Genomic DNA, 12,095 nt, shown 5'->3' on the forward strand with positions numbered 1-12,095 from the left:
CGAGCGCCTCGGGAGCGGCGACGGCGGGCGCCACGTCGACCGCGTCCACGCCGGTCGCGGCCAGCGGCGCGACCAGCAGCCCGCTGCGCACCGCCCGGGCGGCGCCCTCGTCGAGCATGGCCGCCGTCAACGTGTCCTGAACCTGGGTGGCCACCGCCTCGGTGACCTTCACGCCACGCTCCCGGGCGATGGCCCGGGCCCGGGTCGTGACCGCCTCGGTCAGCTGCCGGCGCTGCCGCGTCAGCTCGCGCAGCTCCTGCGCGGACATCGCCGCCTGCGCCTGGCGCAGGGCCGCGCCGACCTCGAGGATCTGCTCGACCTGCTCGGTCTCGACACGGACCAGCAGGTTCACCACCCAGGCCGCCAGTGACGGCTTGCGCAGCCGCTTCAGCTCCGCGGCCAGCGGCTGGCCCTTGTGCTCCTTGACGTGGGCGTCGCGGGCGGGCGTGAACGCGTCCAGGGGCAGCGCGTAGAGCCGGTCGGCCAGCGCCAGCAGCTCGCTCACCGCGCCACCAGCCAGTCGTCGTGGTCGACCAGCGCGCGCTGGTGCAGCGCGCGCAGCTCGTCCTCCCGCACGTCACCCAGCGCCAGGCCGAGGTCGACCAGGGCGCGGCGCCAGTCGTCGTACCCGCGCAGGTCGCGGCGCGTCGCACCGGCTCCCGTCCGCACCAGCCGGACGCCGCGCAGGGTCCAGGCGCCGGTGCTGTCGCGCCGCTGCACCACGAGCCGCCGGCTGAAGGCGCCGTCGGGCGGCGTCGCCAGCCGCCGGTGGGCGGCCTCGACCTCCGGGTCGGTGGGCGCGACCGCACCGACGTGGGTGCCGAGGAAGCTGCCGTCGGGGTCGTGGTGGAAGGTCCAGCCGCGGTCGGTCAGGCCGGCCACGCGATAGCGGAACGGCCCTTGGCGGTGGACGGCCGCCACCAGGGGCAGCGGGTCGCGGAACCCGTCGCCGTACCCGAGGTCGGGCCACCAGCGGCCGCCGGGGTTCGCCGCGGTGGGCAGCCCCGCGACGACCAGGACGAGGTGGTCGAGCGTGCCGGAGGGGCCGAGCGTCTCCAGCTGGGCGCCCGGCCGCCGGCTGACGTCGAAGCCGAGCTCGCGCAGCACCGCCTCCACCGCGCCGTTGTGGTGGAAGCAGTAGCCGGCGTTGCCACCGTCGGCGATGCGCGCCAACGTGGCGGCGGCGTCGGTCGGGTCGGGTCGCCCGAGCACGATCGCCAGGTTGTCGTAGGCGAGCGTGTCGAGGTGACGGTGGTGCAGGTCGACGAGCGTCGCCAGGGTCGGCGCTGGACGCCGGCCCAGCCCCAGCCGTCGCAGGTAGCCGTCGACGCTCATCGCGGACTCGTCGCGGGGCTCATCCGGGGCTCCGCACGTACCGGCCGCGCCGGTGGACCAGCGGGTCGTCGTCCTCGCCGACCACCAGCTCCTCGACGACCGCGGTGACCAGCAGGGACCACCCGACGGCGACGGTGGACTCGACCGCCACGCCGGCCCACGTCGTGGTGTCCGCCAGCCGTGGCCCCCAGCCGGTGGCGGCGAACTCCGCCATCCGGAAGGCACCGCCCGGAGCGGGCGCGGTGCCGGCGAACGCCTCGGCGAGGTCGCGGTGCGGCCACCGCAGCAGCTGTACGACGGCCCGGCCGGTGTCGGACAGCGTGAGCGCCAGGTCGCTGTCGGGGTCGACCAGGCCGAGCAGCCGGGCCGGCTCCCCGCCGGCGACCATCAGCGAGGAGACCGTCAGCCCGGCCCCGTCGTCGGTCGAGCCCGCGGTCCACAGCGAGACCGCGCCGCCGAGCCGGCCGCGGAGCCGGCGCACCGGGTCGTCGGGGGTCGGGAAGGGGTGTCCCGAGTGAATGGTCACTGCTGCGTCACTCAGGCCGCCGGCGGGTCCTCCGCCGAGGCCTGCTGCTTGGCGAGCTCCTTGGCGCGGGTGGCGTACATGTCGACGTACTCCTGGCCGGAGAGCTTCATGATCTCGTACATGATCTCGTCGGTGATCGACCGCAGGATGTAGCGGTCGTTCTCCATGCCCTCGTAGCGGGAGAAGTCCAGCGGGGTGCCGAACTTCACCACCGGTCGGGTGACCCGGCCGAACTTCTTCCCCGGCGGCGCGACCTCGTCGGTCTTGAGCACCGCGACGGGGATGACCGGGACGCCGGTGAGCAGCGCGAGCCGCGCGACACCGGTCTTGCCCCGGTAGAGGCGGCCGTCGTGGGAGCGTGTCCCCTCGGGGTAGATGCCGAACAGCTCGCCGGAGTCGAGCACCTTGCGTGCCGAGCTGATGGCGCCTTCGGCCGCCGACGCACCGGAGCGGTCGATCGGCACGTTGCCCGTGCCGGAGAAGAAGGTCTTCTGCAGCCAGCCCTTCACGCCCGCACCGGTGAAGTACTCCGCCTTCGCGACGAAGCGCACCATGCGGGGCAGGCCGAGCGGCATGAACAGCCAGTCGGCGTACGAGAGGTGGTTGCTCGCCAGGATGGCCGGACCCTCCTCCGGGACGTTCTCGGCGCCGATCACCTTGGGCCGGAACACCACCTTGAGCAGCGGTCCGATGGCGACCCACTTGAGGAACCCGTAGAAGAGCCTGTTCAGCACGGGCGTGAGCCTACCGCTCCCCCGGGGCCGCGGTAGGTGCACAATGCCCGGCATGACCCGCTACCCGGTGCTGTCCTCCGCCGCGACGCTCAGCGTCCCCGCCCGTCCCGAGCTGACCGGCGGGCGCCGGATCGGCGTGCTGCTGTCCCATGGGTTCACCGGGTCCCCCGGCTCCATGCGCGACTGGGGCCAGGCGCTGGCCGACCTCGGGTACGCCGTCGAGGTGCCGCGGCTGCCCGGGCACGGGACGCACTGGCGCGACCTCAACGCCCACACCTGGACGGACTGGTACGGCGAGCTGGAGCGCGTCTTCGCCAGGCTGGCCGAGGAGAACGACGCGGTGGTCGTCGCCGGACTCTCGATGGGCGGCGCGCTGGTGCTCCGGCTGGCGGCCGACCACCCCGACCGGGTCAGCGGCGTCGTGGTGGTCAACCCGATCGCCGGGACGAAGCGGCTCGACGTCAAGCTGCTGCCGGTGCTCAAGCACCTGATCCCGGCACTGAAGGGCATCGGGAGTGACATCAAGAAGGACGGCGTCGTGGAGGACGCCTACCGTCACACGCCGCTCAAGGCCATCCACTCGCTGTTCGGTGCGCTGAAGCTGCTGGTCCCGGACCTGCCGAAGGTCACCGCGCCGCTGCTCTACCTCCGCTCGACGGTCGACCACGTCGTCGACGAGGTCTCCGAGCCGATCATCCTCCAGGGGGTCTCGTCGCAGGACGTGAACGTGGTGCGGCTGGAGAACAGCTATCACGTCGCCACCGTGGACAACGACGCACAGCGCATCGTCGAGGAGTCGGCGGCCTTCATCGCCCGGGTCACACAGCCCTGAGGCTGGGCCGGAGGGGTTAGGCTCGGTGCGTGCCCGAGACCCGGCCAGAGCCGCACGACCCCTCCGACCCTCAGTCGGAGGACGCCGCCTGGCGCGAGATCGTGGCGAACTTCGGCGAGCGGGTCGACCTGCCGCCCGACGAGGACCTTTCCGAGCCGTCCCAGGGGCAGTCCCCTGAGCACTCCGTTGTGTTCGGCGACGACGTCGACGAGGCCTTCGAGCCCGAGCCGGTGGAGGACTGGGCGGAGGAGGGCTTCATCCCGGCACTGCCGGACCCGGTCCGGCTTCCGCTGGACCGCCGCATCGCCTGGGCCGCGGTGCTGGGGGCGCCGGCCGCCGCCATGGTCGCGGCCTTCTTCGTGCAGACCTCGTCCGCGACGTTGCCCTCGTGGGCCGGCCTCCTCCTGGCTCTGGTCTTCCTCGGCGGCTTCGGCTATCTCGTCGCCACCATGCCCAAGGAGCGCGAGGACCCCTGGGACGACGGCGCCCGGCTCTAGCGGGAGCTCGCCCGCAGCCGGTCGCGCACCAGGTCGGCACCGCCGACCACGCCGGCCTCCGGGCCGAACCGCCCCTGGACCACCGCAGGCACGACGCGGTGCGCCGCGCCGACCAGTGACTCCTCCAGCGCCCGCCGCGCGGGCTCGAGCAGCAGCTCACCCGCGGCCGAGACGCCGCCTCCGACGACCACGAGCTGCGGGTCGAAGGCCGCGACCAGGTTGGCCAGCCCCACCCCGAGCCAGCCGCCGACGACCTCGAATGCCTCCAGCGCCAGCGGGTCGCCGCCGGCCGCGGCCTCGGTCACCATCGGCCCCGTGAGCCGGGCCGGGTCACCGCCGCACAGCTCCTCGAGCGCGGTCGTCGTGTCGAGTCGCAACGCGACCATCCTGGTCCGGGCGTGCCGGACCAGCGCGTTGCCGCTGGAGTACTGCTCCCAGCAACCCGAACCGCCGCACTCGCACGGCTCGCCGCCCGGGACGACCTGCATGTGGCCGAACTCCCCCGCCATCCCGTTGCGGCCACGCACCACGGTCCCGCCGAGGACGACGGCACCGCCGATCCCGGTGCCCAGGGTCACCATGAGCACGTCCCGCTGGCCCCGAGCCACGCCGAGCGCGAGCTCGGCACGCGCCGCACAGTTGGCGTCGTTGTCGAGCACGACGGCCGTGCCCCAGCGGGCCTCCAGGCGCGACCGGGTCGGGTCGCCGCGCCAGGGCAGGTGCGGCGCGAACATGACGCGCTCGCCGTCGGCGTCGACGAACCCGGCGGCCGCCAGACCCACCCCGTCGACCGGGCGGCCGTCGGCCACCTCGAGCACCGCCTCCGTCAGCGCGTCCTCGACCAGCGCCACGTCGACGCGGCGCCCGGGCGTCGTACGCCGGGCCGTGCGCAGCACGCTGCCGTCGGGCGCCACCTCGGCGGCCAGCACCTTGGTGCCGCCGATGTCGACGCCGATGTGGAGGGCCATGTCGGTACGGCGGTCAGCGCCGGGCCAGGTCGGCGGCGCCGATCAGCCCCGCGCGGTTGCCGAGGGTGGCCCTGCTGATCTCGAGCTGGGGCCGGTGGCCCCGCCCGGTGAGCTGGTCCGCGAAGGCCGCGCGGGTCGGGCCGAGCAGCAGGTCGCCGGCCTCCGACACCCCACCGCCGATCACGACCATCGCAGGATCGAGCACGGCGGTCAGGGAGGCGATGCCCTCGCCCAGCCAGCGGCCGAGCTCGGCCAGACTCTGCACGGCGAACGGGTCGCCGGCCTGCGCGGCGGCCGTCACCAGCGGTCCGGTGATCGCCGCGGGGTCGCCGCCCGCGCGTTCGAGCACACCAGCGGCCTCGGGACGGCCGGCGCCGGCCGCGCCGCGGACCTCGCGGACCAGCGCCGTGCCACTGGCGTACATCTCGTAGCAGCCGTGGTTGCCGCAGCCGCACACGATGCCGTCGGGCACGACGCGCATGTGGCCGATCTCGGCCCCGACGCCGAAGGCACCGCGGTAGAGCTCGCCGTCGAGGACCAGCCCGCCGCCCACGCCCGTGCCGACGGTGATGAGCAGCAGGTCGTCGACCGCCGCGCCGGCGCCGAACCGGAACTCGCCCCAGGCCGCGGCGTTGGCGTCGTTCTCGATCACGACCGGGAGCCCCACCTCGGCCTCCAGGTCGGCCTTGAGGTTCACGTCTCGCCAGGCGATGTTCGGCGCGAACATCACCGTGCTGCGCGCCTTGTCGATGTAGCCGGCCGCACCCACGCCGACGCAGCCGATCTCGTGACGGGTGCCGAGCTCGGTGACGACGTCGGCGATGGCGCGCTCGATCGCCTCGACGTCGGTCGCCGGCGACACCACGCGGAGCTCCTCCACGACGGTGCCGTCCTCGTCCACGACGCCGCCCAGGATCTTGGTGCCGCCGACGTCCACGCCACAGGCGAGCGTCATTCCGTGTCCTCCCCGGTCTCGGGCCCGCCGGGCCACGGCCCGTGCTGGTCCCAGGGTCGATCATCGTCCAGGTCGATGTGCTGCACCGAGTCCGAGCGGCGCGTGGAGGACGCCCAACCGCTCGAGGACGCGGCCGCCACGACGGCGGCCCCCGCCTGCATCAGTGCGGTGGCGGCCTCGGCGAGGTGGAGCCGCACCTCGGGGCTGGCCTCGCGCACGATGTGGACCGCGCGGCAGAGCGGACAGTAGGTGCACTCCTGCGCGCCGGTGGCGAGGTGCTCGTCCACCCGAGGCGTGTGGTCGCGCGCCCAGTCGGAGAGTGCGCCGAACAGCTTCACGGCCTCCTCGGCGGCCGAGCCGACCGGGTCGTGCCCGTGCTGGTCGTGAGTCACGCGTCTCCCTCCGCCGGTCGGCTCGCCGACCGGTCCACGAACCGGACCTGGAGCTCGCCGTGCTCCACCCTCGCCCCCGCGACGCTGAGCCGGGTGAGGCTCTGCGGCAGCGTGAGGAGGCGACGATACGACCCCGCCGACCCGAGCCCACCGCCGAGGGTGATGACGAGCTCGTCGCCGTTGCGTGCGAGCTGCACCTCCTCCTTGCGCGCGCCCGGCAGCGCGAGGTGGGCGACGGCGCCCTCGGCGGTGCGCACGACGCGGAAGGGCCCCTCCCCGGTGGGCGCCGCGAGCGGGTCGACGTCGGCCAGCGCGCCGTACACCTCCTCGGCGAGCGTGGACAGGGCGGGAACGCCGACCGGCTCACGTGGCCGGTAGACCGAGCGCCACACCGGCAGCCCGGCGAAGGACTGCTCCACCTCGGCCAGGACGCCGTCCTGGGCGAGCACCCACCCGGCACGCCAGTCGTCGGCCCCCTCGGCCGGGAACACGCGGTTCGCGACCACCCCGTCGACGCGGTAGCCGAACAGCGAGAGCGTCGTGAAGCTGCGCCGCGCCTCGGCCACCACCACCGTCTCAGGGGTCAGCACCAGCCGCACGCTGGCGTCCGGGCCGGAGAGCAGGGCGCGGACGTCATCGAGCTCGTCGTGGAGCCGGACCACCGCGTCGAACACGCTGTCGCCCGGCATGGGTACGCCGGAGGCGCGGGTGAGCACCGGCTTGAGGGCCTTCACGACCCGCCGCTGCAGCGGCAGCACCCGCGTCATGTACCACCCGAGCGCCTCGGGCAGGGCCAGCAGGCGCAGCGTCTCGGCGGTGGGAGCGCAGTCGACGACGATGAGGTCCCACTCGTCCTCGCGAGCACGTCGCCGCAGCTCGAGCAGGGCCAGCACCTCCTCGGCTCCCGGGATGACCGTGAGCTCCTCGGCGGCCATGGCGTCCACGCCGACCACGTCGAGGACCGAGAGCAGGTAGTGCTGGATGTCGCCCCAGGACTGCTCGAAGCGGAGCTGCGCGTCGACCTGCTCCACGTAGAGCAGCGGGGCGACCTCGGTCGGCTCGGGCCCGACGTCGGCGCCGAACGCGTCGGCGAGCGAGTGCGCCGCGTCCGTGGACAGCACGAGCGTCCGCAGGCCGCGCGAGGCCGCGAGCGACGCGGTGGCAGCGGCCACAGTGGACTTGCCGACGCCGCCCTTGCCGGTGAACAGCAGGATCCGCACGTCAGTCAGGCGAGCTTCTCGACGCGCGTCTTCAGACCCCGCAGCGCCGTGTCGATGAGGATCTTCTCGCCCTTGCGCTTGAGCATCCCGATCAGCGGGATGGTGAGGTCGAGGGTGAGCTCGTAGGTGACCTCGGTCCGCCCGCCCAGATCCCGCAGCAGGTAGGCGCCGTCCAGGGCGCGCAACATCCGAGCCTCGACCAGGGTCCACCGCACGGCGCGGTCGCCGTCCCAGGTGTAGGCGAGGGTGTACTCGTCCTTGATCGGCGGCACGTCGAGCGAGAACGTGACCCGCTCGGGGAGTCCGTCCGCCCCGGTGCCGAGGACCTCCGCCCTGGTGACGCCCTTGGCCCAGCTCGGGTAGGCCGCGAAGTCGGCGATGACGGCCATGACGGCCGTCGGCGGGGCCTCGACGAGGATCGAGGAGGTGGTCTGCTCGGCCATGGGAAACGCTTTCCGGACTGCTCGAAGGGCTGGGGCGAAGGATGCTCCGAGAGCTGCTGCGCGACCTGCTGTGCTGAGTTCGGGGAGGGTCGCTGGCAGCGTTGGTGGAGCGTACCGGATGCCTACCCACTGCCTGCCCGGCCGCTGGCGACGGTAACCTGCCGGTAACCACCGGCTGCCCGGGCGCGTCTCGCTGCCCGGCCTGTCACCCTGCCTCGAGGAGGCCCCTGTGCGCGAGTTCTCCACGCCGTTGACGATCGACCTTCCCGTGACGGGCAACCTCACCGACGACGTCGTCGCCAACGCCCGGGAGGCGGCCGACGCGGTGCTCTTCAGCCGCCCGGCACCCGCCGCGGACGGCGGGTGGGAGGACGTCACCGCGGCCGAGTTCCTCGCCGAGGTCACCGCGGTGGCCAAGGGCCTGGTGGCCTCCGGCGTCGAGCCCGGCGACCGCGTGGCACTGTTCTCCAAGACCCGCTACGAGTGGACGCTGCTCGACTACGCCATCTGGTTCGCCGGGGCCGTCACGGTGCCGATCTACGAGACCTCCTCGGCGGAGCAGGTCGGCTGGATCCTGAAGGACTCGGGCGCGAAGGCCGTCATGGCCGAAGGGCGCGACCACGTGAGCCGGGTCAACGAGGCGCGCGGCGAGCTGGGCGACCTCAACCACGTCTGGTCCTTCGAGGACAACGGCGTCGAGGTGCTGACCAGCCTCGGCGCCGACATCGCCGACGCCGAGATCGAGAAGCGGCGTACGGCGGCCTCGCCCGACGACGCGGCCACCCTGATCTACACCTCGGGCACGACGGGTCGCCCGAAGGGCTGCATCATCACGCACGGCAACTTCATGACCGAGCTCGGCGTCGCGGTGCACGAGCTGGACCGGCTCTTCCAGAGCGAGGGCCGCAGCACCCTGCTGTTCCTGCCCCTGGCCCACGTGTTCGCCCGGATCATCCAGATCGGCTGCGTGAAGTCCCGCACCCGGCTGGGCCACTCCCCCGATATCAAGAACCTGCTCGACGACCTGCAGGCGTTCCGGCCGACCTTCATCCTGGCCGTGCCGCGCGTCTTCGAGAAGGTCTTCAACACCGCGTCGCAGAAGGCGACGGCCGACGGCAAGGGCCGGATCTTCGACAAGGCGACCGAGGTGGCCATCGCCTACTCCCGCGCCCTGGACCGGGGCCGGGTCCCGCTGCCGCTCAAGGCGGTGCACGCCCTGTTCGCCAAGCTGGTCTACAGCAAGCTGCTCGCGGCGCTGGGCGGCAACTGCGCGTACGCCGTCTCCGGCGGCGCCCCGCTCGGAGAGCGGCTCGGCCACTTCTACCGCGGCATCGGCCTCACCGTCCTGGAGGGCTACGGCCTGACCGAGACGACCGCCGCCGTGACGGTGAACCTGCCCGACGCCCTCAAGGTGGGCACCGTCGGCCGCCCGATCCCGGGCACCAGCGTCCGGGTGGCCGACGACGGTGAGCTGCTCTTCAAGGGCGGCCAGGTCTTCAGCGGGTACTGGAACAACCCCGAGGCGAGCGCCGAGGCGCTCGACGCCGACGGCTGGTTCCACACCGGTGACGTCGGCGAGGTCGACGACGAGGGCTTCGTCCGGGTCACGGGCCGGAGGAAGGAGATCCTGGTCACCACCGGTGGCAAGAACGTCTCCCCCACCCTGCTCGAGGAGCGCGTCCGCGCTCACGACCTCGTGGACCACTGCCTCGTCGTGGGCGACGGTCAGCCCTTCATCGCCGCCCTGGTCACGATCGACCGTGCGGCCTACGCCGGGTGGGCCGACGCGAACGGCTTGCCCGGTGACGTCGCGGCCGCGCTCACCCACCCCGTCCTCCTGGCCGCCGTCCAGGGGGCCGTCGACAACGCCAACAAGGCGGTGTCGCAGGCGGAGGCGATCCGCAAGTTCGTCGTCCTCGACCAGGAGTGGACCGAGGAGGGCGGCCAGCTGACGCCCAGCCTCAAGATCCGGCGCAACGTCGTGATGCGCGAGTTCAAGGAGGACGTGGCGGCGCTCTACGTCTCCTGAAGGGACCAAATTCCCGACAGGAAAAGTGGCTAAAGGCCCTTGCGGCGGCGCGTTCCCTTCTAGAGTGCCCACGGAGACCGCACCTCGGGGTGAGGGTGCGATCGCCCGAGGTTTCAGCGTGTCCGCCGCCGGATCCACCCCCGGCGCGGCCTGACCGGGGAGGGCACCACGATGGATCGACGTCGGCTGCTGATCGTCGCCGCCGCACTGGTGGCCGCGCTGGGAACCGCGCTCGTCGTGGTCTACGCCCGCGGGGCCGACCAGCGCGCCGAGGACCGCTTCGACACGGTCGACGTCCTGGTGGCGACCCAGCCGATCACCGCCGGCGAGACCATCGAGGCCGCCCAGGCAGCGGGCAAGATCGGCACGGGGTCGGTCGCGGCGGCCGACCGCCTCGACGGAGCACGGACGTCGGTCGACGAGATGGCCGGCCAGGTCGCCCTGGTCCCGATCCAGCCCGGTGAGCAGCTGATCGCGGCCAAGTTCGGCTCCTCCGCCGACGCCGCCGCTCCCCTGCCGATCCCGAAGGGCCAGATGGCGGTCTCGGTGAACCTCACCGACGCCGCGCGGGTCTCGGGCTTCCTCAACCCCGGCTCCCAGGTCGCGGTCTTCCTCAACGGCACCGACCAGGAGACCGGGCAGCCGTTCACGCGGCTGCTCCTGCCCCGGGTCACCGTGCTGGGCGTCGGATCGACCGCCCCGGTGGCGACCACCACGACCGACGACTCCGGCGCCCAGACCGTGGAGCAGCTACCCCGCACGCTGCTCACCGTCGCGGTCGACCAGAAGGAGGCGCAGAAGGTGCTCTTCGCCTCGTCCAACGGTGAGCTGGCCTTCGCGCTGCTCGACGGCGACAGCGAGGTCGCGTCCGACAAGGGCGTGACCGCGCAGAACCTCTTCCGGTGAGCTGACGTGCCCGTCGTCGTCGATCCCGATCCCGCCGCCGTCGCAGCGCTGCTGACCGCGCTCCCCGCCGGCGCCCACGGCATCGACTCCAGCGAGCGCCTGCAGGCGTGGGTCGCCGAGCACACCGAGGAGTACGTCGTCGTCCTCGGCCCCGGCTTCGACCTCGAGGACGCGCTCGCCGCGTGCGAGGACCTGCGCGTCACCCGCCCGACCGTGAGCGTGGTGCTGGTCCGCGACCAGCAGCAGGCCCCCATCGACGCGGTGCTGCTCACCCGCGCGATCAAGGCCGGCGCGCGCGACGTGGTGCCCCACGACGACCTCGGCGCGGTCGCGGCCGCCGTCGGTCGCGCCCACCAGCTCTACGTCGCCCTCCGGGGCCCGGCGGGCGCGACCCACCAGGGACGGGTCATCACCGTCTTCTCCCCCAAGGGCGGGGTCGGCAAGACCACGATGGCGGTCAACCTGGCCCTCGCGCTGGCCGACCGTGGCGCGCGCCAGGTGTGCCTGGTCGACCTCGACCTGGCGTTCGGCGACGTCGCGATCACCCTGCAGCTGTTCCCCTCCCACACCGTGGAGCACGCGATCGGGTCCGAGGAGACCCTCGACGCCGACCTGCTCGGCGCGCTCCTGACCCGCCACCAGGACGCGGTGATGGTGCTCGCGGCTCCCAGCCAGCCCGACGTCCGCGAGCGGGTGACCCCGGCGCTGGTGACCCGGATGCTCGCGACGCTGCGAGAGACGTTCGACTTCATCGTGGTCGACACCGCGCCCGCCTTCGACGAGACCACGCTCGCCGCCCTCGACGAGACCGACGAGTGCGTGGTGGTCGCCACCCTCGACGTACCCACGCTCAAGAACGTCCGCCTGGCGCTCGAGACCCTCGAGATGCTCGGCATCGCCCGGGGCCACCGCCACCTCCTGCTCAACCGCGCCGACGACGCGGTCGGCCTCGGCCCCGACAAGGTCGAGGCGATCCTGCGCCTCTCGGTCGCGGCCCAGGTCGCGACGTCGATCGACATCGCCGCGTCCACCAACGCCGGCACACCGATCGTCAGCGGCAAGCCCGACCACCCGTCCAGCGCCGCCATCCGCGGCCTCGCCGTGCGACTGGCCGGCGAGCCCGTCGACCCCGCCGGGGCTCCCCCGGTCGACCCTGCGCCCGCGACGCCGGCGCGCCGGTTCCGGATCCGGAGGTGACCCGCATGAGCCTCGCCGACCGTCTCGCCGCGGCCCGCGCCGCCGCCGAGGACGACGCCAC

General features: G+C 73.3%; 13 protein-coding genes and 1 pseudogene. 5 read left to right on the top strand and 9 right to left on the bottom strand.

What is annotated here, in order from left to right:
* The 4 genes and pseudogenes from VGE38_RS11765 to VGE38_RS11780 all read right to left on the bottom strand — a co-directional run.
* Positions 1-505: pseudogene (locus VGE38_RS11765) on the bottom strand (hypothetical protein); the annotation flags it as partial.
* Positions 502-1,335, bottom strand: a complete 834-nt coding sequence (locus VGE38_RS11770; RefSeq protein WP_331142735.1) for an arylamine N-acetyltransferase family protein — start codon at positions 1,333-1,335, stop codon at positions 502-504. The gene VGE38_RS11770 and the pseudogene VGE38_RS11765, both read right to left, overlap by 4 nt.
* 19 nt (positions 1,336-1,354) lie before the next feature.
* Entirely contained in the window at positions 1,355-1,861 is a 507-nt protein-coding gene (locus VGE38_RS11775) for a flavin reductase family protein (RefSeq protein WP_331142736.1), read from the bottom strand.
* Positions 1,862-1,872: 11 nt separating this feature from the next.
* Positions 1,873-2,595, bottom strand: a complete 723-nt coding sequence (locus VGE38_RS11780) for a lysophospholipid acyltransferase family protein (protein ID WP_331142737.1) — start codon at positions 2,593-2,595, stop codon at positions 1,873-1,875.
* Between the two features lie 52 nt (positions 2,596-2,647).
* On the opposite strand from VGE38_RS11780, the gene VGE38_RS11785 reads away from it, so the two are divergent.
* On the top strand, positions 2,648-3,427 hold the full coding sequence (locus tag VGE38_RS11785) for an alpha/beta hydrolase (protein WP_331142738.1): 780 nt from the start codon (positions 2,648-2,650) through the stop codon (positions 3,425-3,427).
* 29 nt (positions 3,428-3,456) lie between these two features.
* Entirely contained in the window at positions 3,457-3,924 is a 468-nt protein-coding gene (locus VGE38_RS11790) for a hypothetical protein (RefSeq protein ID WP_331142739.1), read from the top strand.
* On the opposite strand, the gene VGE38_RS11795 is transcribed toward VGE38_RS11790, so the two are convergent.
* The 5 genes from VGE38_RS11795 to VGE38_RS11815 are packed head-to-tail and all read right to left on the bottom strand — an operon-like array spanning position 3,921 to position 7,902.
* Positions 3,921-4,892 carry an ROK family protein gene (locus VGE38_RS11795; RefSeq protein WP_331142740.1) on the bottom strand — a complete coding sequence of 324 codons (972 nt, stop codon included), beginning with the start codon at positions 4,890-4,892 and terminating at the stop codon, positions 3,921-3,923. The two genes, VGE38_RS11790 and VGE38_RS11795, sit on opposite strands and share 4 nt — an antisense overlap.
* Before the next feature lie 13 nt (positions 4,893-4,905).
* Positions 4,906-5,847: an ROK family glucokinase gene (locus VGE38_RS11800; RefSeq protein WP_331142741.1), complete on the bottom strand. Its 942-nt coding sequence runs from the start codon at positions 5,845-5,847 to the stop codon at positions 4,906-4,908.
* Positions 5,844-6,239, bottom strand: coding sequence for a DUF5304 family protein (locus VGE38_RS11805; RefSeq protein ID WP_331142742.1), 396 nt, complete (start codon positions 6,237-6,239; stop codon positions 5,844-5,846). Before VGE38_RS11805 ends, VGE38_RS11800 begins: the two co-directional genes overlap by 4 nt.
* Complete coding sequence (locus VGE38_RS11810; RefSeq protein WP_331142743.1) at positions 6,236-7,459, bottom strand: ArsA family ATPase; 1,224 nt, start codon at positions 7,457-7,459, stop codon at positions 6,236-6,238. The genes VGE38_RS11805 and VGE38_RS11810 overlap by 4 nt, the downstream gene beginning before the upstream one ends.
* A 5-nt stretch (positions 7,460-7,464) precedes the next feature.
* On the bottom strand, positions 7,465-7,902 hold the full coding sequence (locus tag VGE38_RS11815) for an SRPBCC family protein (RefSeq protein ID WP_331142744.1): 438 nt from the start codon (positions 7,900-7,902) through the stop codon (positions 7,465-7,467).
* A 229-nt stretch (positions 7,903-8,131) separates the two neighbouring features.
* On the opposite strand from VGE38_RS11815, the gene VGE38_RS11820 reads away from it, so the two are divergent.
* From VGE38_RS11820 to VGE38_RS11830, 3 genes are all read left to right on the top strand, one after another.
* The gene (locus VGE38_RS11820; RefSeq protein ID WP_331142745.1) at positions 8,132-9,931 is read left to right on the top strand and encodes an AMP-dependent synthetase/ligase; all 1,800 of its coding nucleotides are present in this window, start codon (positions 8,132-8,134) and stop codon (positions 9,929-9,931) included.
* Between the two features lie 171 nt (positions 9,932-10,102).
* Positions 10,103-10,837 (top strand): Flp pilus assembly protein CpaB, encoded by a 735-nt coding sequence (cpaB, locus tag VGE38_RS11825; protein WP_331142746.1) that lies wholly within the window; start codon positions 10,103-10,105, stop codon positions 10,835-10,837.
* Between the two features lie 6 nt (positions 10,838-10,843).
* Positions 10,844-12,034, top strand: a complete 1,191-nt coding sequence (locus VGE38_RS11830) for a CpaE/TadZ family protein (protein WP_331142747.1) — start codon at positions 10,844-10,846, stop codon at positions 12,032-12,034.
* Positions 12,035-12,095 lie beyond the last annotated feature (61 nt).

Origin of the sequence: Nocardioides sp., from assembly GCF_036405735.1 — a bacterium.
Classification (GTDB): domain Bacteria; phylum Actinomycetota; class Actinomycetes; order Propionibacteriales; family Nocardioidaceae; genus Nocardioides.